At 70.1% G+C, this 24,059-nt stretch carries 21 protein-coding genes; 10 read left to right on the top strand and 11 right to left on the bottom strand.

From position 1 onward, the window contains the following. Positions 1–89 precede the first annotated feature (89 nt). The 4 genes from OG963_RS32325 to ybaK all read left to right on the top strand — a co-directional run bounded on the left by OG963_RS32325 (position 90) and on the right by ybaK (position 4,295). Positions 90–1,691 (top strand): oxidoreductase, encoded by a 1,602-nt coding sequence (locus OG963_RS32325; RefSeq protein ID WP_093771653.1) that lies wholly within the window; start codon positions 90–92, stop codon positions 1,689–1,691. Between the two features lie 278 nt (positions 1,692–1,969). Continuing rightward, complete coding sequence (locus OG963_RS32320) at positions 1,970–3,007, top strand: hypothetical protein (protein ID WP_030919420.1); 1,038 nt, start codon at positions 1,970–1,972, stop codon at positions 3,005–3,007. 5 nt (positions 3,008–3,012) lie between these two features. After that, on the top strand, positions 3,013–3,762 hold the full coding sequence (locus OG963_RS32315; protein ID WP_093771651.1) for an LON peptidase substrate-binding domain-containing protein: 750 nt from the start codon (positions 3,013–3,015) through the stop codon (positions 3,760–3,762). 26 nt (positions 3,763–3,788) lie between these two features. After that, positions 3,789–4,295, top strand: coding sequence for a Cys-tRNA(Pro) deacylase (ybaK, locus tag OG963_RS32310; RefSeq protein WP_030919414.1), 507 nt, complete (start codon positions 3,789–3,791; stop codon positions 4,293–4,295). Between the two features lie 88 nt (positions 4,296–4,383). Here ybaK and OG963_RS32305 read toward each other — a convergent pair whose 3' ends face one another. The 4 genes from OG963_RS32305 to OG963_RS32290 form a co-directional block, all read right to left on the bottom strand. Continuing rightward, positions 4,384–5,052: a hypothetical protein gene (locus tag OG963_RS32305; RefSeq protein ID WP_030919410.1), complete on the bottom strand. Its 669-nt coding sequence runs from the start codon at positions 5,050–5,052 to the stop codon at positions 4,384–4,386. Positions 5,053–5,086: 34 nt separating this feature from the next. Beyond that, on the bottom strand, positions 5,087–5,887 hold the full coding sequence (locus tag OG963_RS32300) for an ABC transporter permease (RefSeq protein ID WP_199822861.1): 801 nt from the start codon (positions 5,885–5,887) through the stop codon (positions 5,087–5,089). A gap of 100 nt (positions 5,888–5,987) precedes the next feature. Next, positions 5,988–6,962 (bottom strand): ABC transporter ATP-binding protein, encoded by a 975-nt coding sequence (locus OG963_RS32295; protein ID WP_030919405.1) that lies wholly within the window; start codon positions 6,960–6,962, stop codon positions 5,988–5,990. Between the two features lie 95 nt (positions 6,963–7,057). Then, positions 7,058–8,314: an NYN domain-containing protein gene (locus OG963_RS32290; protein WP_030919402.1), complete on the bottom strand. Its 1,257-nt coding sequence runs from the start codon at positions 8,312–8,314 to the stop codon at positions 7,058–7,060. A 222-nt stretch (positions 8,315–8,536) separates the two neighbouring features. Here OG963_RS32290 and OG963_RS32285 point away from each other — a divergent pair, with 222 nt between their 5' ends. Beyond that, complete coding sequence (locus tag OG963_RS32285; RefSeq protein WP_030919400.1) at positions 8,537–8,716, top strand: hypothetical protein; 180 nt, start codon at positions 8,537–8,539, stop codon at positions 8,714–8,716. A 102-nt stretch (positions 8,717–8,818) separates the two neighbouring features. Here OG963_RS32285 and dnaE read toward each other — a convergent pair whose 3' ends face one another. Then, a complete protein-coding gene (dnaE, locus tag OG963_RS32280) occupies positions 8,819–12,355 on the bottom strand; it encodes a DNA polymerase III subunit alpha (RefSeq protein ID WP_093771645.1) in 3,537 nt (1,178 codons plus the stop codon). 169 nt (positions 12,356–12,524) lie between these two features. On the opposite strand from dnaE, the gene OG963_RS32275 reads away from it, so the two are divergent. The 5 genes from OG963_RS32275 (at position 12,525) to OG963_RS32255 (ending at position 18,535) form a co-directional block, all read left to right on the top strand. After that, the gene (locus OG963_RS32275; protein ID WP_093929634.1) at positions 12,525–13,850 is read left to right on the top strand and encodes a DUF2252 domain-containing protein; all 1,326 of its coding nucleotides are present in this window, start codon (positions 12,525–12,527) and stop codon (positions 13,848–13,850) included. A 66-nt stretch (positions 13,851–13,916) separates the two neighbouring features. Then, positions 13,917–14,648 carry a hypothetical protein gene (locus tag OG963_RS32270; RefSeq protein WP_371799735.1) on the top strand — a complete coding sequence of 244 codons (732 nt, stop codon included), beginning with the start codon at positions 13,917–13,919 and terminating at the stop codon, positions 14,646–14,648. A gap of 52 nt (positions 14,649–14,700) precedes the next feature. Continuing rightward, positions 14,701–15,516 (top strand): DsbA family protein, encoded by an 816-nt coding sequence (locus OG963_RS32265; protein WP_093771639.1) that lies wholly within the window; start codon positions 14,701–14,703, stop codon positions 15,514–15,516. 85 nt (positions 15,517–15,601) lie between these two features. Further along, positions 15,602–17,263, top strand: a complete 1,662-nt coding sequence (locus OG963_RS32260; protein WP_093771637.1) for an alkaline phosphatase — start codon at positions 15,602–15,604, stop codon at positions 17,261–17,263. A 285-nt stretch (positions 17,264–17,548) separates the two neighbouring features. Next, a complete protein-coding gene (locus tag OG963_RS32255; protein ID WP_256223499.1) occupies positions 17,549–18,535 on the top strand; it encodes a zinc metalloprotease in 987 nt (328 codons plus the stop codon). Between the two features lie 60 nt (positions 18,536–18,595). Here the strand turns inward: OG963_RS32255 and OG963_RS32250 are convergent, their stop codons facing one another. The 6 genes from OG963_RS32250 to OG963_RS32225 form a co-directional block, all read right to left on the bottom strand. Then, positions 18,596–19,165 (bottom strand): dienelactone hydrolase family protein, encoded by a 570-nt coding sequence (locus OG963_RS32250; protein WP_093772255.1) that lies wholly within the window; start codon positions 19,163–19,165, stop codon positions 18,596–18,598. An 87-nt stretch (positions 19,166–19,252) separates the two neighbouring features. Then, on the bottom strand, positions 19,253–20,839 hold the full coding sequence (locus OG963_RS32245; RefSeq protein ID WP_371799734.1) for a Na+/H+ antiporter: 1,587 nt from the start codon (positions 20,837–20,839) through the stop codon (positions 19,253–19,255). A 116-nt stretch (positions 20,840–20,955) separates the two neighbouring features. Then, positions 20,956–21,435: a GNAT family N-acetyltransferase gene (locus OG963_RS32240; protein WP_371799733.1), complete on the bottom strand. Its 480-nt coding sequence runs from the start codon at positions 21,433–21,435 to the stop codon at positions 20,956–20,958. After that, entirely contained in the window at positions 21,432–22,373 is a 942-nt protein-coding gene (locus tag OG963_RS32235; RefSeq protein WP_030919371.1) for an RluA family pseudouridine synthase, read from the bottom strand. The genes OG963_RS32240 and OG963_RS32235 overlap by 4 nt, the downstream gene beginning before the upstream one ends. A 23-nt stretch (positions 22,374–22,396) precedes the next feature. Beyond that, the gene (lspA, locus tag OG963_RS32230; protein ID WP_030919368.1) at positions 22,397–22,981 is read right to left on the bottom strand and encodes a signal peptidase II; all 585 of its coding nucleotides are present in this window, start codon (positions 22,979–22,981) and stop codon (positions 22,397–22,399) included. Between the two features lie 59 nt (positions 22,982–23,040). Next, positions 23,041–23,820 carry a TraR/DksA family transcriptional regulator gene (locus OG963_RS32225; protein WP_371799732.1) on the bottom strand — a complete coding sequence of 260 codons (780 nt, stop codon included), beginning with the start codon at positions 23,818–23,820 and terminating at the stop codon, positions 23,041–23,043. Positions 23,821–24,059 lie beyond the last annotated feature (239 nt).

Raw genomic sequence — 24,059 nt, 5'->3', positions numbered from 1 at the left:
CTACTCCCGGCCACTGCTGACCACCGGCGTTCACGGCGTCACACAGAGGGAACAGAGAGGGAATAGCGACTGCAAGCAGAGGGGGCCACGTGGCCGAACCGCAGAACGGCGACATTCCGGACACTCTCACCGCGGCCGAGCTGGGTATGTGGCAGGCCTTCCGAAGCGGCAGCACCTACGATCTGCGCGCCCGCGATCCGCTCCGTGACGATCCGTTCGCGCCGACGGTCTGGGGCGCGGAGCGCAGCGTGGACGCCCGGGTCGTCGCCCGGCTGCTGCTGAGCGGTCCGCGGGCCCGGCCCGGGCGTGTCGCCGCGCTGAAGCTCCGGGGCGTACGGATCACCGGGACGCTGGATCTCGCGGGCGGGCGCGTCGCGCCCTACGTGGAGCTGACGGGTTGTCGTCTGGAGAACGAGGTGGTGCTGCCCGAGTGCCATTTCACGACGTTACGGATGGTCGGCTGCGCGGTGCCCCGGCTGGAGGCGGCCCGGCTGCACACCGAGGGCGATCTGCATCTGCCGCGCTGCCGGATCGAGCGCGGCATCCGGCTCACCGACGCCCACATAGGCACGGATCTGCTGCTCAACCAGATCGAGCTGGGCGCCGACCGGCAGGGCCGCGCGCTGGCCGGGGACGGACTCACGGTCGCGCAGGACCTGCAGGCCGAGATGGTGGAGGCACGCGGTGAGCTGAGTCTGCGCGGGGCGAAGGTCGGCGGTTCGATGAGCCTGCGCGGCAGCCGGCTTCGGGCCGGGCGGGGGCGGCGCGCGCTGAACGCCCCCCAGCTGACCGTGGAGCGCACGCTGTACATGACCGAGGCCTGGGTGAGCGTCGACACGGGGAACCAGGGCAACACTCCCCCGTACGGCACCGTCATGGCCCCGACCCCGGCACACGGCACCCGTTCGCAGATCTTCGAGTGCCGCGGCGGGGTGCGGCTGGACGACGGGCGGTTCGGTGACGCGGTCGATCTGCACAAGGCGCGGTTCGTGCTGGCGCCCCACGAGGAGCTTTCGCTGCGCCGGATCGTGGCTCCGGAGCTGCGGTTCAACGCGGAGCGGCCGGAGGAGGGACGGGTCGTACTGAACGGCGCGAAGGTCGTCACGCTGATCGATGTGTCGACCAGCTGGCCGGGGCCCGGCGGGCTCGCGATGGGCGGCTTCGTGTACGAGAACCTCGTCCCGTACGGGCACTTCCCGCTCTCCCGGCGCCTGGAGTGGGTCGCGGCGGCGACCCCCGAGTACGTGCCGGAGCCGTACGAGCGGCTGGCCGCCGTGCTCCGCAGCTGCGGCGAGGACGCGGACGCCCGAGAGGTGCTGCTCGCCAAGCAGCGGCGGCGGCGCGAGACACTGCCGCCCGCCGCGAAGCTGTGGGGGATCCTGCAGGACTGGACGGTGGCGTACGGCTACCGGCCGGGGCGGGCAGCGGTGTGGATGGCGGTGCTCTGGGCGGCGGGCGCGGTGGCCTTCTCGCAGTACGACCCGGCGCCGATCAAGCGGGACGAGCACCCGGAGTGGAACGCGGCGCTGTACGCACTGGATCTCCTGGTGCCCGTGATCAACCTCGGGCAGGACGGGTACTGGCGGATGGAGGACGGCTGGCAGTGGGCGTCGGCCGCGCTGGTGCTGCTCGGTTGGATATTGGCCACCACCGTGGCGGCGGGCGCGTCCCGGCTGCTGCGCCGCGGCTGACCGGCCTCGCCGGGTCCGGACGGCACGCCCGCTCACACCCCACCGCCCCGGCCCCTTCGGCCGCCCGGCCGGCACGCGTCCCGGCAGCCTCCGCCGGGACGCTCGAACGACCGGTCGACCGGCGACCGAAAAGACGGACACCCACCGCCGGAACGACAGGATCAAGCCAGATTCCATGCATTCCTTTACTTTTTCTTGACCGCTTTCGGGGCAACCCATGTACTCGGCACCAAAGCTTCACAGCGCCCCTCTGGCGCAGCCCCGACCAGCGCTTTTCAATGGTCTGCACCATGGCATTCCTTCGCGCTCTGCGCCGTACCGCGCGCATGATCCGGCACTCGCCGCGGCTGTCCACGGGACTGCCGGCGGACGATGCGGTGCTGCTCGACGCCCCGGACGAACGGCTCTCCCCAGCCCTCGTAGCCGCCGCCCTGGGCGAGTACGAGCCGGCCGCCAAGCTCCTCGCCACCACCCGGGACGCGGCCGAGTGGGAGAACCGGGACCGCTACCTCAGCCGGCTCGTCACCTTCGCCCGCAACCGCGACGGCTGGCTGAACGACTGGCTCGCCACCGCTCCGCACGACCCGGACGCCCTGCTCGTCAAGGCCGAGTTGGCGGTCCGCCGGGCCTGGGAGTCGCCCGCCCGCGCGGAGCGGCTGCGCGACGTGGGGCCGCTGATCACCGCGGCGGCCGAGAGCGATCCGCGCGACCCGGTGCCCTGGCGTCTCGCCCTGGACCACGCGCGCGGCACGCATGCCTCGCACACCACCTTCGAGGCGCTGTGGGAGCAGGCGATCCGGCGCTCCTCGCACCACTACGGCTGCCATGTCGCGGCGCTGCAGTACCTCTCCGCCGCCTGGTACGGCTCGCACCGCGAGTGCTTCGACTTCGCCGAACGGGCCGCCGAGGACTCGCTGCCCAGCTCGCTGGTGCAGGCGCTGCCGGTGCGAGCCGCGTTCGCGCTGCTGATCGCCGGTCCGGACGTGAAGACGACGTCCGTGCTCGAGGAGCGGATCGACACGGCGGCCGATCTGGCGATCACGCTCTCCGCCGCCTTCGAGCCGGGTGATCCCTGGCCGGCCGAGGTCCGCAATCTGCTGGCGTACGTTCTGGTCGTGCGGGGCCGGTGGGACGAGGCACTGGAACAGTTCCGGCTGATCGGACCCCATGCGTCGTCGTTCCCGTGGTCGTCGGTGTCCGACGATCCGCTCGGCCAGTTCCTGGATGCACGGGACGGGGCACGGCTCCAGGTGGCCTCCGCGACGCCCTTGTGGAACCGGGCCGACCACAGCCGGTCGCACGGCCATTACGCTTGACCGTTGTGACCACCGCTCATCTGCCCCTCTTCCCGCTGAACGCGGTGCTGTTCCCCGGCCTCGTGCTGCCGCTCAACGTCTTCGAGGAGCGCTATCGCGCCATGATGCGTGAGCTGCTGAAAACCGATGAGGACGAACCGCGCCGCTTCGCAGTGGTCGCCATCCGCGACGGCCGCGAGACCGCCCCGACGGCCCTCGGCATGCCGGACACCGCCACGGCGCCCGCCGCCACCGAGCGCGGCCCCTCGGACGGCTTCGGCCCCGACCCGGTGCAGACCTTCCACCGGGTCGGCTGTATCGCCGACGCGGCGAAGATCCGGGAGCGGGCGGACGGCAGCTTCGAGGTCCTGGCGACCGGCACGACCCGGGTCAAGCTGCTCTCGGTCGATGCGAGCGGTCCGTATCTGACGGCCGAACTCGAAGAGCTCGACGAGGACTCCGGCGAGGAGGCCGGTGCGCTCGCCGAGGGCGTGCTGCGGGCGTTCCGCAGCTACCAGAAGCGGCTGGCCGGAGCGAGCGAACGCTCGCTGACGACGGGCGCGGACCTGCCGGACGATCCGTCGGTCGTCTCCTACCTGGTGGCCGCCGCGGCCGTCCTGGACATCCCCACCAAGCAGCGGCTGCTGCAGGCACCGGACACGGCGACACGGCTACGTGAAGAGCTGACGCTGCTGCGGTCCGAGACGGCGGTCATCCGCCATCTGCCTTCGCTGCCCGCGGTGGACCTGACCAGAGCCCCCACCCACCCCAACTGACCTCCACCACCCGAGGACCCTGCCCCGTGGCGAAGAAGTCGAAGAAGCAGCAGTCCGGCTCCGGCGGTACCCCGGCGACGGTCGCGCTGACCGCGGCGGGCACGCCGTTCACCACCCATGCGTACGACCACGACCCGGCCTCCCCTTCGTACGGCGAGGAGGCCGCCGAGGCGCTCGGCGTCTCGCCGGACCGCGTGTTCAAGACGCTGGTGGCCGACGTGGACGGCAACCTGACCGTGGCGGTAGTCCCGGTGGCCGGCTCCCTGGACCTGAAGGCCCTGGCCTCGGCGGTCGGTGGCAAGCGGGCGGCGATGGCGGACCCGGCAGCGGCTGAACGTACGACGGGCTATGTGCGGGGCGGCATCTCGCCCCTGGGTCAGCGCAAGCGGCTGCCGACCGTCCTGGACGCGTCGGCACGGACCCACGAGACGATCTGCGTATCGGCCGGCCGCCGCGGCCTGGAGGTCGAACTGTCCCCGGCGGATCTGGCGTCGCTGACGGGCGCGCTGTTCGCGCCGATCGGCCGGTCGTAGGCGCCCTTACGAGCCCGCCCGGCACAATCGCGCCGGGCGGCGGGGAGACGGCTGTGCGTGCGGCGGCGCCGCTCCGCGCCGGCCGCCCCTACGGCTTCGTGGGAGGTCCGGGCGGCGCACCGGGTGCCTGCGCCCCCCAGCTCCCCCACTCCGGCTCCGGATCCCGCGGCCCGAACAACGCCGTCAGCGCCAGGTGCACGACCATCGCCGCCAGCGCCCAGGCCAGCAACGCCCCCTTCGCATGCAGCTCGAGCGGCGCATCGAACACCACGCCCTTGCCGACCTCACGCGCGTGGGCGACCACATCCCGCCCCGGCCCGAACCAGACGCCGACCCCCCAGGCGACCAGCGACCCGAGCAGCCCGCCCAGGGCGAGGCCGGCCACGGGCGCGATCCCGCCCCGCCTGAAGAACCAGAAGACGAGCGCCGCAGCCACCGCACCGAACGCGAGCGCAAGCAGCACGAACGTGCCGTCGGCCCCGATCGCCTGCTCGCCCTCGCTGTCGCTGAGGAAGACCGCCTGGTTGTCGGAGACCAGCGGGACGCGCGGCGCCAGCCACAGCCACAGCACTCCGAGGGCGACGCCTGCCACCGTCATCAGGACGGTGATCAGGGCTGCCCGCCGCAGGTCCGCCGGAAGGTCGTGCTGCTCCTGCGACTCCGGGAGCATCCCGGGGTGGGAGCCACCGCCCTTCGGCGGGATCTGCCAGGGGTCGTCGGGCGAGGGCCGGTGGGGCGGCGTCAGAGGTGCGGTCACCGTGCCATCGTGCCAGGCGTTGCTGTGTCGCGCCTCACCGGACCGCTGCCCTGCGGTACGCCCAGGTCGCCACGGCCAGCGAGAGAACGCCGACGACCGCGCAGACGCCGAGATCGAGGGCGATGACCGCCCAGTCGGGACGGGTGCCGAACGAGCGGGACAGGGCCTCCACCCCGTACGTCGAAGGCAGCAGATCGCGGGCCCAGCCGATCGGCGCGGGCATGCGGTTGGCGGGCAGCACCCCGAGCAGCAGCGCCGCCGACATGCCCAGCTGCCCGAGCAGCGTTGCCAGCTCCTGCCGGGGTGCGAGCAGTCCGAGTGCGGCGCCGAGCCCGGAGAGCGCGGCCCCGGAGAGCGGGATGACGGCGACCAGCACCCACAGGTGGGTCATCGGCAACTGGAAGAGCACGCTCCCGGTGACCGCGGTGACGATCGTGCCGGGCACGGTGAAGGAGGCGTACGCCCCGGCCGCACCGAGCACCACCGCGGCGGGCGGCACCGGCAGGGTGGCGTAGTGGTCGAGCCCGCCGCTGGCCCGCAGCTGCCCGAAGTACTGGGCGAGCAGGTTGAGCGCGACGAAGGCGACGACGAGGACGCTGGATCCGGCGACCACGGCCCGTGCCTCCGAACCGCCGTCGACGACCCCGCGCATCAGGATCATGATCCCGATGGACTGGAAGGTCGCCACGAAGAGCAGCGGGATCCGGGCGACCCTGGCCCGGGACAGCTGGGCGCGGTAGACGGCGGCGAGCGAGGGGAACAGCCTGGCGCGCGGCGCGAGCTGCGCGCCAACGGCGCCCGCGCCGGCCCCGACCGGGGAAACTCTTCCGGTCATCGGCTCGGCACCGGCCACCTCCGCAGGAACGATGCTCGTCACCTGGCGCTGCTCCTGTTCGGTCCCTGCCCGGCCCTGTATCCGTCGCCGATCACGCCGGTCACGCCTTCACCAGCCCCTGCGTCGTATTCCCGCCGAGCGCCAGATAGACATCCTCCAGGCTCGGCGTCGCCAACGTGAAGTCGTCCAGTGCGGCGAATGCCGCCCCGCCCGTCACCGCCGCGACCGCCGCCCGCGCCTCGTCCGGCCCGAGCCGCAGCACCCAGCGGCGCCCGGACTCCTGGGCCAGCGCGCGCAGAGCGGCCACTTCGGGTACGTCCAGCGGTGCGCGTTCGCGCCACACGAGCTCGACCCGGACCTCGCCGGCGACGCGCTCCTTGAGCCCGGTCGGGGTGTCGCAGGCGATGACCTTGCCTCGTTCGATGACGGCGACCCGGTCGAGGACGGTCTCGGCCTCGATCACGTTGTGGGTGACCAGCAGTACCGTCACACCGCGTTCGGCGCGCCGCCGGTCGACGGCGGCCCAGACCGCGCGCCGGGCGACGGGGTCCATCCCGGTCGTCGGCTCGTCGAGGACGAGCACCGGCCGCTCCCCGACCAGCGCCGCCGCGAAGCAGGCGAGCCGCCGCTGCCCGCCGGAGAGCTTCTTCAGGGGGCGCGCCGCAATGTCGGTGAGGCCGAGTTCGTCGAGTACGGCGTCGCGTTCGGCGCGGGCGTCACGTACCGCGAGTCCGCGCAGCCGGCCGGTGGTCTCGGCGGCGAGCGACACGGTCAGTTCGTCGAGGGCGGTGGACTCCTGCCCGAGGTAGCCGATCAGCCGGGAGGCCCGCTCGGGGTGTCGTACGAGGTCGTGGCCGAGCATCTCGACGCTGCCGGAGTCGGGCCGCATCAGCCCGGTGAGCTGCCGGACGAGAGTGGACTTCCCGGCTCCGTTGGGCCCGAGCAAGCCGAAGATCTCGCCGCGCCGGACGTCGAGGCTGATCCCGTCGGTGGCGCGCACCTCAGGGGTGGCCGGTGCGCCGCGGCGGCCGCGGGCGGCGGGATAGGTCTTGACCAGATCACGCACCGCGCACACGGTCCCGGTCGCCGTCTGCGCCTGTGCTGTGCCCGTACTCACGAGGTACGAGGGTACGGGGTCGGATGCCCCGTATTGCGCCCGGGGCTGCCGGACTACTCCGCAGCGGGAGCGTGTTCGGCCGCCGCGCGTACGTCGATCTCGCGCCAGAAACCCGCCCGGATCGCGTACCGGTCGTGCTCGTCGATCTGATCGTCCTTGTGGGCGAGCAGGCCGAATCGTGCCGCGTACCGCAGCAGCTCACCGTCGATGCGGTGCGGAATACGTGGGTACATGGTCGACAGCTTCTGCAGATGGACGGTCTCAGGCAGCCGTTCCATCCAGCGCCGGGCAAAGACCTGGCCCACCTCGAAGGGGTCCCCGCCGACGGTGGTGATGTCCTCCTCGCGGTCCGCCCAGCGCTGCTCGGCGGAGGTGAGCTGGGCGAGGGTGGGCAGCGACGCGGTCTCGGCGGGTTCGCCGAGCTGGCCGCCGCGCTCCACCCAACCCCTCTCCGAGGACCAGCGCAGGGTGGCGCTCGCCGGGGGCGGGGCCGCGTGGCCCGGCAGGGCGCCGGGCCCGCGGAGGCTGCCCGCCAGGTCCTTAGGGGTGGGGACGCCCCTGCCGGCATGCGCGGCCGGGGCGTGGGCGGCGTCGTTGACGACCGGCTCCGCCGAGCCGTTGCGGGCGGCGGCCGCCTGGGCCTCCGAGGCCCGCTCGGCGGAGGCCGCGAGGGCCGCCTCGGGCAGCGGCGCGGAGAGGATCGCGGCGATCTCGGGACGGGGGGCGGGCGGCGGGGCGCAGCTGCCGCCGTTGTCCTTGGCCCGTACGGCCTGGGTGATCCAGGCCCGGTCGAGCACCCGGCGTTCGTCGGCCTCGGCGACCAGGTCCTCGGACTGGTTGTAGTCGCCGTCGGCGGCCTGGACGGCCCACAGATGCACGGCGACACCGTGTTCCTTGGCAGACATCAGGCCGGGCAGCAGATCGCCGTCGCCGGTCACCAGGACCACATCGGAGCAGGCGCGGTTTCTGGCCAGCTCGGTGAGTTCGGCGTGCATCGCGGCGTCGACGCCCTTCTGCGCCCACCGACCGTCACTGCGGGTGAGTGCCCCCAGTCTCACGGTCACCCGCGGCATGACCCGCAGCCTGCGGTGTTCGGGCTGGGGTACGCGGTCGGGGGCGCCGTCGAACCAGTAGATCCGCAGCAGCGGCTGCGCCGTATCGGCCTCGGCCCGCTCACGCAGGCCCTGGATCAGTGCCGCATGGTCGACGGTGATGCGGGAACGGGCGGGCTCTCCGGCCAGCAGACTCGCGGCTGCTCCCAGCAGATAGCCGGCGTCCACCAGGACGACGCAACGGTCCACGCGTTCCACCCTCTTCCAGAAATCGGGATGGGTTCTGCTCAGGGTTTCCTTCGAGTCTGCCCGACGGCAAGGGGCTTGACGGCCGGAACTCGATCATCGGCGTGGCGGATCGGTAAATCGGCGCATGATACCTCTTTACTACGCACGGTAATGATCCAACATGCGGGCTATATCCTGATATGTGAGTCTGACAGCGGTCCTGGCCCCGAGATTCCGCACAGGAGGAACACCATGGCCAAGAACAAGAACCGCAAGCAGAGCAGCCAGCAGGACCGCGTGTCCCCCGCGGAGCGCGGTGCGGAGGAGGCGAAGTCGACGGCTTACGAGTCGCAGATGAAGCCTCAGTCGCAGGCCCAGGGCAGCCCTGCTGATGTTGCGCGTAAGCACCAGCGGCGATTCGGCCACAACTGACCTGTTTTCTCCCGGTCCGGCCTGCAGCCGGCAACCGGAGAGGGGCGCTCCCGCTCTCGCGGGGCGCCCCTCCTGTGTGTGCGGTGCGTGTGCGGTGGCCGCTCAGCCGGCCAGGCAGGACGGGCCGAGCAGCACCTTCAGGTCGCCGAAGAGCGCCGGGTCCGGCTGGACCCGGTGCCGGTCGAGCCGCAGGACGGTGGTCTTCCGTGGACCCTGGAGCTTGATCCGCACCTCGGTGTTGCCGCGGTGGTTGCTGAGCACCTCGCCGAGGCGGGCGACCATCGGCGGCGTGATCTTGACCGTGGGGATGGTGAGCACCACCGGTGCGTTGGTCCCCGCGGACGAGAGGTCGGGGACCTGCATCTCCATCGCGACCAGCCGGGGAATGTCCTCGCGCTTGTCGAGCCGCCCCTTGACGAAGACGACGGTGTCCTCGACGAGTTGGGTGGACACCAACTGGTACGTGGCGGGGAAGAACATGCACTCGATGGAACCGGCGAGGTCCTCGACTGTGGCGATGGCCCAGGCGTTGCCCTGCTTGGTCATCTTGCGCTGGAGCCCGGAGATGATGCCGCCGATGGTGACGATCGCGCCGTCGGCGTGCTCCCCGCCGGTCAGCTGGGAGATCGCCGCGTCGGACTTGTCGGACAGGACGTGCTCGATGCCGAAGAGCGGGTGGTCGGACACGTACAGCCCGAGCATCTCGCGCTCCTGGGCCAGCAGATACGACTTCTCCCACTCGATGTCGGAGAACTCGACGTCGAGCCCGAAGCCCGGCTCGTCGCTCTCCTCGTCGCCGCCGCCGAAGAGGTCGAACTGTCCCTCGGCCTCCTTGCGCTTGACCTGCACGACGTTGTCGATCATCGGCTCGTGGTGGGCGACGAGACCCTTGCGCGTGTGGCCCATCTCATCGAAGGCGCCGGCCTTGATCAGCGATTCGACGGTCCGCTTGTTGCAGACGACCGCTTCGACCTTGTCGAGGAAGTCGGGGAAGGTGCTGTACTTCCCCTTCGCCTTGCGGCACCGGATGATCGAGTCGACGACGTTCTGTCCGACGTTACGGATGGCCGTCAGTCCGAAGAGGATGACGTCGTCGCCCTGGGCGGCGAAGTTCGACTCGGACTCGTTGACGTTCGGCGGGAGCACCTTGATGCCCATGCGGCGGCACTCGTTGAGGTAGACCGCGGACTTGTCCTTGTCGTCCTTGACGGAGGTCAGCAGCGCCGCCATGTACTCGGCGGGATAGTTCGCCTTGAGGTACGCCGTCCAGTAGGTGACGAGGCCGTACGCGGAGGAGTGCGCCTTGTTGAACGCGTACCCGGCGAAGGGGACCAGCACGTCCCACAGGGCCTGGATCGCCGCGTCGGAGAAGCCGTTCTTCTTCGCGCCCGCCTGGAAGAGCACGAAGTTCTTCGCCAGCTCGTCGGCCTTCTTCTTGCCCATCACGCGGCGCAGGATGTCGGCCTCGCCGAGCGAGTACCCGGCGACGATCTGGGCGGCCTTCTGCACCTGCTCCTGATAGACGATCAGGCCGTAGGTCAGGCCGAGCGTCTCCTTGAGCGGCTCCTCCAGCTCCGGGTGGATCGGGGTGATCTCCTGGCGGCCGTTCTTGCGCTCGGCGTAGTTCGTGTGCGAGTTCATGCCCATCGGGCCCGGCCGGTACAGGGCCGAGACGGCGGAAATGTCCTCGAAGTTGTCGGGCTGCATCTGGCGCAGCAGGGAGCGCATCGGGCCGCCGTCGAACTGGAAGACGCCGAGCGTGTCACCGCGGCACAGCAGCTCGTACGTCTTGGGGTCGTCCAGCGGAACGGAGAGCAGCTCCAGCTTGATGCCCTTGTTGGCCTCCACCATCTTGACGGCGTCGTCCATGATGGTGAGGTTGCGCAGGCCGAGGAAGTCCATCTTCAGCAGGCCGAGCGACTCGCACTGCGGGTAGTCCCACTGCGTGATGGTGACGCCGTCGGTGTGCCGCACCCAGACCGGGGCGTGGTCGACGATGGGCTCGCTGGACATGATGACGCCTGCGGCGTGCACGCCCATCTGCCGGACCAGTCCCTCGACGCCCTTTGCGGTGTCGATGACCTTCTTGACGTCCGGCTCGCTCTCGTACATCCCCCGGATCTCGCCCGCCTCGCTGTAGCGAGGGTGCTTCGGGTCGGTGATCCCGGAGAGGTCGATGCCCTTGCCGAGGACGTCGGCGGGCATGGCTTTGGTGAGCCGGTCGCCCATCGCGTACGGGTAGCCGAGGACGCGGGCGGAGTCCTTGATCGCGTTCTTGGCCTTGATCTTGCCGTAGGTACCGATCATGGCGACCTTGTCGGCGCCGTACTTCTCCGTCACGTACCTGATCACTTCGACGCGTCGGCGCTCGTCGAAGTCGATGTCGACATCGGGCATGGAGACACGCTCGGGGTTGAGGAACCGCTCGAAGATCAGCCCGTGCTCGATCGGGTCGAGGTCGGTGATCCCCATGGCGTACGCGACGATCGAACCGGCCGCGGAGCCACGGCCGGGGCCCACCGCGATGCCGTTGTTCTTGGCCCACATGATGAAGTCGGCGACCACGAGGAAGTACCCCGGGAACCCCATCTGGATGATGACGTCCATCTCGTACTCGGCCTGCTTCTGCCGGTCCTCGGGGACACCGCCGGGGTAGCGGCGGTTCATGCCGACCCGGACCTCCTCCTGGAACCAGGTGATCTCCGTGAAGCCGTCCGGGATGTCGAACTTCGGCATCAGGTCGCGCTTCTCGAACATCCCGGTGGTGTCGATCTGCTCGGCGACCAGCAGGGTGTTCGCGCACCCCTGCTGCCAGGCGTCGGAGGAGTCGATGGCGTACATCTCGTCCGTCGTCTTCAGGTAGTAGCCCGTGCCGTCGAACCGGAAGCGGTCCGGGTCGGAGAGGTTCTTGCCGGTCTGGATGCACAGCAGCGCGTCGTGCGCGGAGGCCTCGCCGGCGTACGTGTAGTGCGAGTCGTTCGTCACGAGCGGCGGGATGTTCAGCTTCTTGCCGATTTCGAGGAGCCCGTCACGGACCCGGCGCTCGATCTCGATGCCGTGGTCCATGAGCTCCAGGAAGTACTTGCCCTCGCCGAAGATGTCCTTGTAGTCGGAGGCCGCCTGGACCGCCTCGTCGAACTGGCCGAGACGCAGCCGCGTCTGCACCTCGCCGGACGGGCAGCCGGTGGACGCGATCAGGCCCTCGGACCACTGGGAGATGGTCTCCTTGTCCATTCGCGGCCACTTCTGCAGCCAGCCTTCGGCGTACGCATCCGAGGAGAGCCGGAAGAGATTGTGCAGACCCGTCTTGTTCGACGCCCAGATCGTCTTGTGGGTGTACCCACCGGAACCCGAGACGTCGTCGCGCTTCTGGTGCGGCTGACCCCACTGGATCTTCCGCTTGTGCTTGCGCGACTCCGGGGCGACGTACGCCTCGATGCCGATGATCGGCGTCACTTCGGCCTTCTTCGCCTGGTGGAAGAAGTCGTACGCCCCGTGCAGGTTGCCGTGGTCCGTCATCGCGATGTGCGACATGCCCATTTCATTGCAGGCAGCGAACATGTCCTTGAGCCGCGCGGCACCGTCCAGCAGCGAGTACTGGGTGTGGACGTGGAGGTGCGTAAAGGGCGGCTTGGTCACGGCGTCGGGCCTCCGGGGAAACAAGCAATGACGGACTGGGGGAACAGCGTGGAAGTCTACGTCGCCGGACTGACAGCCAAGGGGCACTCCCGAGTACCGTCACGCGTTGAGGGGTCGGAGACGACCGTCCCATTTGTCATGAACGCCAGGTACCAGGAGGCACCCAGAAATGTCGGAAGCGCAGACCGGCGCAGCGCAGCGCGGGGAGCAGATTCTCGAGGTTTTCGACACCGCTTTCGGCCAGCTCCTGGCCGCGGACCCGGCAGCCTTCCGGGTCAAGTTCCGCAAGATGGCAGGCTCGGCGTTCGCCTTCTACCGGGGCACGGCGTGCCTGTTCTACAACGACCTGGAGCGGGAGCGGCACGGCGGCCCGTACCTGGACGACCGGACCGGCCGGGTGTGGATCCACGGCGATCTGCACGCGGAGAACTTCGGCACCTACATGGATGCCAACGGCCGGCTGATCTTCAATGTGAACGACTTCGACGAGGCGTACGTCGGCCCGTTCACCTGGGACCTGAAGCGGTTCGCCGCCTCGGTCGCCCTGATCGGGTACGCGAAGGCGCTGGGCGACGACCAGATCACTGAACTCGTCCGGGTCTACGCGGCGGCCTACCGCGAGCGGATCCACGCGCTCGCGACGGGCGCGAAGAACGACGAGGTGCCCCCCTTCACGCTGGACACCGCCGAGGGCCCGCTGCTGGGCGCGCTGCGCGACGCCCGCTCGCTGACCCGGTTCTCGCTGCTCGACTCGATGACGGAGATCCGGGACTTCGAGCGCCGGTTCGCGGCGGGCGGCGGCGCGATCGATCTGGACGCGGCGACGCGCTACAAGGTGCTGGCCGCGTTCGACGGCTATCTGGAGACACTGCCCGAGTCGAGCCTGACCCGCCCCGACTCGTACCGGGTGAAGGACGTCGTCGGCCGTCGCGGCATCGGCATCGGCTCGGCCGGCCTGCCCTCGTACAACATCCTTCTGGAGGGCAACAGCGACGCCCTGGAGAACGATGTGGTGATCTACATCAAGCAGGCGCAGACCCCGGCGGTCTCCCGGCACATCACCGACGCGGCCGTGCGCGACTACTTCCAGCACGAGGGGCACCGCACGGTCATCTCGCAGCGTGCCCTGCAGGCCCACGCCGACCCGTGGCTCGGCTGGACCGAGCTGGACGGCTCCGGGCAGCTGGTCGCCGAGGTGTCGCCGTACGCCGTCGATCTGGACTGGTCCGACATCGACGAGCCGGAGGAGATCGCGGCGGTCGTCGCCGACCTCGGCCGGGCGACGGCGACCATGCACTCGGCGGCGGACGACGAGAGCGGCCACTCGCTGGTGCCGTTCTCCACCGAGCGGGCCATCGACGCGGCGATCGCGGCGGACGAGGAGGGCTTCGCCGGGCTGCTGGTGGACTTCGCGCACAGCTACGGGGCCCGGGCACGCGCCGACCACCAGATCTTCGTGGACCTCTTCCGCAACGGCCGCATCCCGGGGCTGTGAGCCTGCTCACCGAGCGATGCCCCCTTTAGGGGTCGCTTACAGGTTCACATGGCACACTCTCGGGCGATGGACATATCAGGGACGCAGCTCAGAGTCGTTCGCGCGGCGCTTTTCACAGCGCTCGTCGTGACGCTCTCCGCTGCGTCCCATGTGCTGCTCTCCCAGGTGCCGCTGCCTCTGACGGTCGTCGGCGCACTCGCCGGTCTCGTCTTCGCCGTGGCGTACGCGCTGGCCGGCCGGGAGCGCGGCTTCGGTGCGATCGCCGGACTGCTGGTGCCGCTGGAGCTGACCGCCGACACCGTCTTCACCACCGGCCAGCACCTCTGTTACGGCGCGGCGGGCGGCCCGATCGCGGGCCCGCTGCGTTCGGTCGGTGTGGACGTCCTGTGCGGCGGCGGCGATGTCGGTGCCGGCTCCGCACAGCTCGGCCACGTCGGCGCGGTGGGCACCCCGCTGGCCTCGGTGACCGGACCCGGGCACGGTGCGGCCGCCCTGCTGGCCTCCCCGGGTCCCGCGGTGCCGTGGCTGCTGCTGGCCGCCCATGTGACGGTCGGTCTGCTGGCCGCGGCATGGCTGCGGCGAGGCGAGTCCGCGCTCGCGGGTCTTCTGCGGGCGGTCGCCGCCACGGCGTTCCGGCCGCTGCTGGTCGCGGTCGCCGTGGTCGGCACGGCCGGCCGCTCCCTGCGCCGCGCGGCCCGGCCCAGGCCGGAGGGCCCGCACCTCCTCGCGCACGCCCGTCTCCTCGTGCACTCCGTGGGACGGAGGGGACCGCCACGCTCGGCCTGCGCCACTGCCTGAGCGCCGCAAGTCCCTGACGACGTACGCCCCACACACCACGGAGACAACAACCATGAGCAAGCGCAACAGCCAGGCCAACAAGGCAGCCGCCCGTGAGCGGCTGCGCGCCGAGCGCGAACGCCAGGCCAAGAAGGACAAGGTCCGCAAGCAGGTCGTCGTCGGCCTCTCGATCGTCGCCGTGCTCGCGGTGGCCGGCGGCGTCGGCTACGGCGTGATGCAGCTGAACAAGCCCTCCCACTGGGAGGCGGCCAAGGACGCGAAGAAGGTCACCGCGCCGAAGAACACGTCGGGCACCGACGGCACGACCGTCGTCGTCGGCAAGTCGACGGCGAAGAAGACCCTCGAGCTGTACGAGGACTCCCGCTGCCCGATCTGCGCCCAGTTCGAGCAGACAGTCGGGGAGACGGTCCACAAGGACGTCGACGCCGGCAAGTACAAGGTCAAGTACGTCGGCGCGACGTTCATCGACAACAGCGACAACGGCGAGGGTTCGAAGAACGCGCTCAGCGCGCTGGGTGCGGCTCTCGACATCAGTCCTCAGGCGTTCCTCGACTACAAGTACGCGCTCTACTCCGCGAAGTACCACCCGGAGGAGGCCGACGACAAGTTCGCCAAGGACTCGTACCTCATCGAGGTCGCGAACACCGTGCCCGAGCTGAAGGACAACAAGGCGTTCCAGAAGAACGTCAACGACGGCACGTACGACAACTGGGCGATGAAGATGTCCGAGACGTTCGACAAGAGCGGCGTCCAGGGCACCCCGACGCTGAAGATGGACGGCAAGACGCTCACCGGCGAGGGCACCAAGAACGCCCCCATGACCGTCGCCGACTTCAACACCGCGATCACCGGCGCCCTGAAGGGCTAATTCCGGACAGCGTTTTCCTGACGGGCGGGCGAACTTCCTTTGTTCGCCCGCCCGTTCGGCGTACTGGTCAGTAGGGTTCTGCTCCGTGACCAGTCGACACCTTTCTTCGTCCCTCTCCGCTCCCAGCCGCCGCACGCTCGTGAAGGCCGCTGCCGCCACCGCCGTCGTCGCTCCCGTGCTCGGTGCCGCCACCAGCGCCCGCGCCGCCGACGGCCCCGCCTTCCTGCACGGCGTCGCCTCCGGTGACCCGCTGCCCGACGGCATCCTCCTGTGGACCCGTGTCACCCCCACCCCCGACGCCGTGCCCGGCTCCGGCCGCGGCGCCGACACCGCGGTGCGGTGGGAGGTCGCCGAGGACAAGGAGTTCGCCCGGATCGTCGCGCAGGGCTCCACCGTCGCCGAGGCCGCGTCCGACCACACCGTCAAGGCCGACGTCCGGGGCCTGGCCCCGGCGACCACGTACTGGTTCCGCTTCTCGGCGGGTGACGGCGGGGCGGTGCGGTCCCCGGCCGGCCGTACCCGTACGGCTCCGGCGCCCGGAGCGGCCACCCCGGGCGTGCGCTTCGGGGTGGTGTCGTGCGCCAACTGGGAGTCCGGCTACTTCTCCCCGTACCGCCATCTCGCGGCCCGCGCCGATCTCGACGCGGTCCTCCATCTCGGCGACTACATATACGAGTACGCGTCGGGCAGTTACCCGGACGCGAAGTACGTCGTACGGCCGCACGAGCCGAGGAACGAGATCCTCACCCTCGCCGACTACCGGACCCGGCACGGCCACTACAAGACGGACGCCGATCTGCAGACCCTGCACGCCACGCATCCGGTGATCGCGATCTGGGACGACCACGAGTTCGCCAACGACGCCTGGTCGGGCGGGGCCGAGAACCACACACCCGGCACGGAGGGCGCCTGGGCCGACCGGGCGGCCGGCGCCAAGCAGGCGTACTTCGAGTGGATGCCGGTCCGCGCGTCCACCGAGGGCACCGTCTACCGGCGGCTGCGCTTCGGCAACCTGGCCGATCTCCACCTCCTGGACCTGCGCACCTTCCGCTCCCAGCAGTCGTCGATCGGCAACGGTTCGGTCGACGACCCGGACCGCACGATCACCGGCCGGGCGCAACTGGACTGGCTGAAGTCGGGCCTGGCCGGTTCGGACGCCACGTGGAAGCTGGTCGGCACATCGGTGATGATCTCGCCGGTCGCGTTCGGTTCCGTACCCGCCCATCTGCTGGCGCCGCTGGCAGGGTTGCTGGGGCTGCCCGAGGAGGGGCTCGCGGTCAACGTGGACCAGTGGGACGGGTACACGGACGACCGCAAGGAACTGATCACTCATCTGCGGGACCGGTCGATCACCAACACGGTCTTCCTGACCGGCGACATCCACATGGCATGGGCCAACGACGTACCGGTGAAGGCCGCGACATATCCGCTCTCGGCGTCGGCCGCCACGGAGTTCGTGGTGACGTCGGTGACCTCGGACAACCTCGACGACATCCTGCATGTCGCACCGCAGACGGTCTCCGTGCTCGCCGCGGCCGCGGTCAAGGCCGCCAACCGCCATGTGAAGTGGGTGGACATGGACTCGCACGGCTACGGAGTCCTCGATGTGACCGCCGAGCGCTCGCAGATGGACTACTACGTGGTCTCCGACAAGACGAAGCAGGACGCGACCTCGGCCTGGACACGTTCGTACCGGACGCTCAGCGGCACCCAGAAGGTCGAGCGGGCCGACCGACCGGTGCGCTGAACGTCTATTTCCAGCCACGCCGGGCCATGTTGACGGCGCATTACATCAATACGGCGGGTGGCGCGTTCCCTTTCCCCAATGGGGACACACCACCCGCCGGGGTAACGCGCGACGTCACGTCCGCATCTCAAACTCCGGAGCACGCAGAAATATTTCTTCCCGTATCCCCGGTTTGCCCCACGATTGATTGGGCCTGATCGATTCTCCTCAAGATGTGGCATGGACACGTAATCTCCCGTCGGCAGGCGAGGAAGTCCCTCCCCCACACATCCGCGAGGAGTTTCTGTGCGCATTCTTGTCCGTATATCGCCGCGTATACGTAACCGTGCGATCGGTACCGCCGTCCTGGCCGGAACCCTGGCCCTGGCACCGCTCTCCGCGCCCACCGGCTCAGCTGCCGCCAAGGGGTCCTCCGTCGCCGCCTCGGCCGAGAAGTGCGCGAGCACCGACGCCACCGCGCGCCAGGCCCGCCCCTCGGGCACCAAGCACGCCGCGGAGCCCAACGAACTCACCGCGACCCAGGCCAAGGCCATGGACACGCAGTTGAAGGAGAGACTCGCGGACCGCCGGGTCAGCGGAACCACGCTGGCCGCTGCCGGAGCGACCATCCCGGTCTACTTCCACGTCATCCACTCCGGCACCACCGGCAAGCTCACGGCCGGCGACATCAGCAGCCAGATGAACGTGCTGAACGCGGCCTACAGCGGCCAGGGCACCGGCAACAGCGACACCGGCTTCCAGTTCTCGCTGGCCGGTACCGACTACACGGACAATGCCGCGTGGTACAACCTCTCCTCGGGCTCGTCCGCCGAGAGGGCGATGAAGACGGCGCTGCGCAAGGGCGGCAAGAACGCGCTCAACGTCTACACCGCCAACCTCGGTGGCGGGCTGCTCGGCTGGGCCACCTTCCCCAGCTCGTACAAGTCCAGCCCGAGCATGGACGGCGTGGTGATCCTCGACGCCTCGCTGCCGGGCGGCTCGGCCGCCAACTACGACGAGGGCGACACGGCCACCCACGAGGTCGGCCACTGGATGGGGCTTTACCACACCTTCCAGGGCGGCTGTAACGGCAACGGCGACTACGTCTCCGACACGCCCGCGGAGAAGAGCGCCGCGTTCGAGTGCCCGACCGGACGCGACACCTGCACCAACAAGACCGGGGTCGACCCCATCCACAACTTCATGGACTACACGTACGACTCCTGCATGTACCAGTTCACCGCGGGCCAGGTGCAGCGGATGAGCGACAGCTGGGCCGCGTACCGCGCCTGATCCACGGTCGAGGCCGCCGGGGCCCCGTACACCGTCACGGTGGCGGGGCCCCGGGTCCGTCTACAGGGTGGCGAGGAAGCCGAGCGCGACCTTCCAGGTCAGCTCGGCCCCCGCCGCGTCGTAGTCCGGCAGATCCGGGTCGGTGAAGAGATGGCCCGCCCCGGGGTAGCGGTAGACCTCGACATCGGCGCCGGTCCGCTGCATCTGCAGATACCAGGAGTTCAGCCAGTCGTGCGTCTCGAACGGGTCCGGGTCGGCGACATGCAGCTGTACGGGCAGCTCGTCGACCGACGCGTTCTCGGCGATGTCCGACGTGCCGTGGAGCAGCAGCAGTCCGCGCGCCTTCTCGTCACCGAGCGCCAGGGTCTGGGCGGTTGACGCACCGAAGGAGAAGCCCGCGTAGACCAGGCCTCGCTCGGAGTAGGGCGCGGCGGCCAGCACGGCGCGCCGGAGGAGTTCGTCCTTGCCCACCTCGTCCTTGAAGGCCATGCCCTCCTCGACGGTCTCGAACGTGCGCCCGTCGAAGAGGTCGGGCACGTACACCTCGTGCCCGGCTGCGCGAAGCCGGGCGGCGGCCGCGTGCACCGCGGGGCGCAGACCGTACGTCGAGTGGAAAAGCATGATGTTCATGGGAGCAATGGTGCCAGTTGCGACCGACAGTACGGTGAACGACGACACCACGACCGCCGATCCCCGGCACGACGGCAGGCCCTGTCGTCAGCGCAGGCTCCGGACGTCCAGCTGCCGCAGCACCCGGTCGACCACCTCCGGGTCCGTCCCCGTCTCGCTGCGCGCCGACAGCACCGCATGGCGGGCCGCGGACATCATCTCGCGCTGGATCCGGCCGACCGCCCTGAGTCGCTCGGCACGCTGCGCATACGCCTCGCGCCGGTCCTCGTCGACCATCTCGGGGCTGATCCGTGCCCCCACGTCGTGCGCCACTCGCAGCAGCCGCTCCACGACCTCCTGCGGGAACTCCTCGACCTCCTGGATCTCCCTGAGCCGCTGCCGCGCGGCCTTCGCGGCACGGATCGCCAGATCCCGCTCCAGTGCCACCTCCGCGTCCGTGTCCGCGCGGACGCCGAGCCTGCGCACCAGCCATGGCAGGGTGAGCCCCTGGAAGACCAGGGTCGCCATGATCACGGCGAAGGCGATGAAGACGATCTCGTCGCGGCCGGGGAACGGCTTCCCGTCCTCCGTCTTCAGCGGAACCGCGAGCGCCAGCGCGACGGAGGCGACCCCGCGCATCCCGGCCCACCACATCACGACCGTCTCCCGCCAACTGGTGGGGATCTCCTCACTGTAGTCACGGCGGCGGTGCAGCCGCTTGGCCAGCCAGGTCGCGGGCAGCAGGTAGAGCAGCCGCACACCGACGACGACCACGACGATCGCCAGCCCCCAGCCGAGCATCCGTAGTTCGCGGCCGTCCGACGTCCCGAAGACGTTGTGCAGTTCGAGGCCGATCAGGCCGAAGGCGATACCGGTGACGAGGGTGTCGACGATCTCCCAGAAGGTACGGCCGGTGAGCCGACCCAGGACGTCGTCGGCGTCGGCGGTGTACTCGGCGAGGAAGAGCGCGGTGGTGAGCACGGCGAGCACGCCCGACCCCATCAGCTCCTCCGCGAGCACGTAACTCACAAAGGGCACCAGCAGCGTAAGGCCGACCTGGAGGGTCGCATCCCCGAGCACGCCCATGAGTTTGATGGTCAGCCAGCCGAGCGCGAGACCGACCGCCACGGCGACGACCGCGGAGAGGATCAGCAGCCCGAAGGCGTGCGGCAGCGAGAAGGTGCCGCTGACCACTGCGGCGATCGCCACGTGGTAGAGCACGATCGCGGTCACGTCGTTGAACAGCCCCTCGCCCTCCAGGATGGAGACGAGCCGGCGCGGCAGCCCGAGCGATCCTGCGACGGCGGTCACCGCGACCGGGTCGGGCGGGGCGACGAGCGCACCGAGCGCCACGGCTCCGGCGAGGGGCAGCCCGGGGACGATCGCGTGGGCGACGGCGGCGACGGCGGCCGTGGTGACGAAGACCAGTGCCACGGCCAGCAGAAAGATCGGTCGTCTGTTGGCGGCGAACTGCCGCCAGGAGGTGCGCTGCGCGGAGGCGTAGAGCAGCGGAGGCAGCAGCGCGGGAAGGATGATCTCCGGTGGGATGTCCACATCCGGTACGAAGCCGATGAACGCCATGGCCACTCCGGCGAGCGTCATCAGGACCGGCGCCGGCAGCCCGAGGCGCTCCCCCAGTGGCACCGTGACCACGGCTCCGAGCAACAGCAGCAGGAGCAGTGCCATCTGGTCCACGATGTGCCTTCCCGAGCGTTCCTGGTGGACGCGGACCGCACCGAGGTCTGCCGGGCTGACGCGGACGTGTGCCGGGGGCTGTGCCGCTCCGGTCCGTACGACCGGGGCGGTGCCTGCTACAGAACGCGGCGCATCGCCCGGTGGGCGATCCCCGCATCCGCGAACTCGGGGCCGTACGCCACATACCCGAGCCGCTCGTAGAAGCCGAGCGCGTGGGTCTGGGCGTGCAGGTCCACGGCGACGAGTCCGAGCCCGCGGGCCGCGTCCTCGATGGCGCCGACCAGCGCCACGCCGACCCCGAGGCCGCGCGACCGCTTGGCCACCGCGAGCCGGCCGAGCGAGCCGACGGTGAGGTCGCCACCTGTCTTGGCGGCCACCCCCGCGCCGTGCAGCAGCCGTCCCGTACCGAGCACCGAACCGTCCGCCGCGACGGCGATGACATGCACCGCGTCCGCGTCGTAGGCGTCGTACTCGATCTCCTCGGGCACGTTCTGCTCGCCGACGAAGACCTCCTTGCGGACCCGGAAACAGGCCGCGAGGTCGCTCTCGTCGACGGCTATGCGGGTGATGTACGGGGCCGGGATTCCGGTGGTCATTCGCTCTCCGCCGCGATCTTGTCCAACGCGTTCTGCAGGTCGTCCGGGTAGGTGCTGGCGAACTCCACCCAGCTGCCGTCCGCCGGGTGCTCGAAGCCGAGCCGGACCGCGTGCAGCCACTGCCTCGTCAGCCCGAGACGCTTGGCCATCGTCGGGTCGGCGCCGTAGGTGAGGTCGCCCACGCAGGGGTGACGGTGGGCGGACATGTGCACGCGGATCTGGTGGGTGCGGCCGGTCTCCAGCTTGATGTCGAGGAGGCTGGCCGCCCGGTACGCCTCGATGAGGTCGTAGTGCGTCACGGAGGGCTTGCCCTCGGCCGTGACCGCCCACTTGTAGTCGAGGTTGGGGTGACGCCCGATAGGGGCGTCGATGGTGCCGCTCATCGGGTCCGGGTGTCCCTGGACCAGCGCGTGGTACTTCTTCTCGACGACCCGGTCGCGGAACTGGCCCTTCAGCACCGTGTATGCCCGCTCGGACTTGGCGACGACCATCAGGCCGGAGGTGCCGACGTCGAGGCGGTGCACGATGCCCTGGCGCTCGGCGGCGCCGGACGTCGAGATCCGGTACCCGGCCGCGGCGAGGCCGCCGATCACGGTGGTGCCGGTCCAGCCCGGGCTCGGGTGGGCGGCCACCCCGACGGGTTTCATGATCACGACTATGTCGTCGTCGTCGTGCACGATCTCCATGCCCTCGACGGGCTCGGCGACGATCTGCACCGGAGCGGGCGCCTGCGGCATCTCGACTTCCAGCCAGGCGCCGCCCTGCACGCGCTCGGACTTCCCGACCACGGCCCCGTCCACCTGCACCTTCCCGGCAGCGGCCAGCTCGGCGGCCTTGGTGCGGGAGAAACCGAACATCCGGGAGATGGCGGCGTCGACACGCTCGCCTTCCAGACCGTCGGGTACGGGCAGGGTGCGGACCTCGGGATACGTACTCACCTGTCGAGTATGCCTTGCCCCCGCTAGTCCTTGTGCACGGTGCCGTCGGGGTCCAGGCCCTTGAAGGAAAGGATCACGATCAGGATGCCGCCGCAGACGATGGCGGAGTCCGCGAGGTTGAAGACGGCGAAATGCGCCGGGGCGATGAAGTCCACCACCGCGCCCTTGAAGACGCCGGGCGAGCGGAAGATCCGGTCGGTGAGGTTGCCGAGCGCCCCGCCGAGCAGCAGGCCGAGGGCGACGGCCCACGGCAGGCTGTAGAGCTTGCGGGCGAGCCTGGCGATGACCACGATCACAGTCGCCGCGATGACGGTGAAGATCACCGTGAATGCCTCGCCGATGCCGAACGCGGCGCCGGCGTTCCGGATCGCGTCGAACCGCAGCCAGTCGCCGAGGACCTCGACGGGCTCGTGGTGCTCCAGCTTCGCGACCACGATCATCTTGCTGATCAGGTCGAGCAGATAGGCGAAGACGGCCACGGCGAAGAGCACCATGATCTTCCGCTTGCTCTTGCCCGGGACCTCGCCCTGGACCTTGTCCCCGGCGCCCTCGGTCCCCTCAGCTCCAGGGATGTCCGGCGTACCGATGATGCGCTCCGCCTCTGCCACGTGAGTCCCTCAACCTAGGTTCCTGACCGAAGACGAGAGTACGACACGCCACCCGCGGATCAGCTGCGGCGCTCCTGCTTCTGTTTGTCCTCGACACAGAGAGTGGCCCGGGGGAACGCCTGCATCCGCGCCTTGCCGATCGGCTTGCCGCAGATCTCGCACAGTCCGTACGTCCCCGCGTCGAGCCGGGCCAACGCCCGCTCGGTCTGCTCCAGCATCTCCGTGGCATTGGCGGCGAGCGCCATCTCGTGCTCACGGGTGATGTTCTTCGTGCCGGTGTCCGCCTCGTCGTCACCGGCCCCGTTGCCGGAGTCCCTCATCAACCCGGCGAGCGCGACCCCGGAGGCCTCAAGCTCGCTGCGCAGCCGCATGATCTCGCTGGTCAGCTCGGCCCGCGCCTCCGAGACCTCCTCCGGCGTCCAGGGGTCCTCGCCCGGCCGTACGGCCAGCTCCCCGGGTTCTGTCGCGGCGACCCGGGCGGGCGGTACGGGCGCCGCGCCCTTGCCGGCCGTGCGGGTCCGGGCTGCGCTCTTCTTGGCTACCACCGTGTGGGCTCCCGTCTCCTGGGCGGTCTCGGCCGCCCCCGTGTCCGCCGCAGCGGCCTTCTTCGAAGCCTTCTTGACCGCGCTCTTCTTCGCAGTGGCCTTCTTGGCCGGAGCCTTCTTCGCCACGGCCTTCTTCGCTGCCGCCTTCTTGGCCGCCGTGCTCTTCGCCGCGGCCTTCCTCGGACCCGCATCCGCAGCGGTCTGCGAGCCCGCCTCCTCGGTCGTCGCCTCGGCCGCCGCGCCCGGGGATCTCGCTGACGCCGACTTCTGTTCGGCGGTCTTCTTCGCCACCATGGCCGCGGCCCCTTCACATATTGTGATCTTGCACGCGAATCGTGCTGGGACGATAAATCGGCCCCAGCCCCGCGGCAACGGGGCACGCCGCCGGATCGCCCCTCCTCGTGCCGGATCACCGCGCGCCTGAAACCGTTGTGCCCAGCTCCCCGCCCGGTAATCCGGCTCCCGGCCCCCGCCAGGACTCCGTACGCCCCGTCGCGCCATTCGGGTCACGGTCGCGCCGCCTGGATAAACCG

Origin of the sequence: Streptomyces sp. NBC_01707, from assembly GCF_041438805.1 — a bacterium.
Classification (GTDB): Bacteria; Actinomycetota; Actinomycetes; order Streptomycetales; family Streptomycetaceae; genus Streptomyces.
This window is presented reverse-complemented; position numbering and strand designations above follow the sequence as displayed.

Excerpts from the sequence above, each read along its gene's own strand:
- OG963_RS32275 (WP_093929634.1), top strand. The coding sequence starts at position 12,525 with ATGTCGGAAGCGCAGACCGGCGCAGCGCAGCGCGGGGAGCAGATTCTC.
- OG963_RS32320 (WP_030919420.1), top strand. The coding sequence starts at position 1,970 with ATGGTCTGCACCATGGCATTCCTTCGCGCTCTGCGCCGTACCGCGCGC.
- OG963_RS32265 (WP_093771639.1), top strand. The coding sequence starts at position 14,701 with ATGAGCAAGCGCAACAGCCAGGCCAACAAGGCAGCCGCCCGTGAGCGG.
- OG963_RS32225 (WP_371799732.1), bottom strand. The coding sequence starts at position 23,820 with ATGGTGGCGAAGAAGACCGCCGAACAGAAGTCGGCGTCAGCGAGATCC.
- OG963_RS32250 (WP_093772255.1), bottom strand. The coding sequence starts at position 19,165 with ATGAACATCATGCTTTTCCACTCGACGTACGGTCTGCGCCCCGCGGTG.
- OG963_RS32285 (WP_030919400.1), top strand. The coding sequence starts at position 8,537 with ATGGCCAAGAACAAGAACCGCAAGCAGAGCAGCCAGCAGGACCGCGTG.
- OG963_RS32300 (WP_199822861.1), bottom strand. The coding sequence starts at position 5,887 with ATGACCGGAAGAGTTTCCCCGGTCGGGGCCGGCGCGGGCGCCGTTGGC.
- OG963_RS32270 (WP_371799735.1), top strand. The coding sequence starts at position 13,917 with ATGGACATATCAGGGACGCAGCTCAGAGTCGTTCGCGCGGCGCTTTTC.
- OG963_RS32240 (WP_371799733.1), bottom strand. The coding sequence starts at position 21,435 with ATGACCACCGGAATCCCGGCCCCGTACATCACCCGCATAGCCGTCGAC.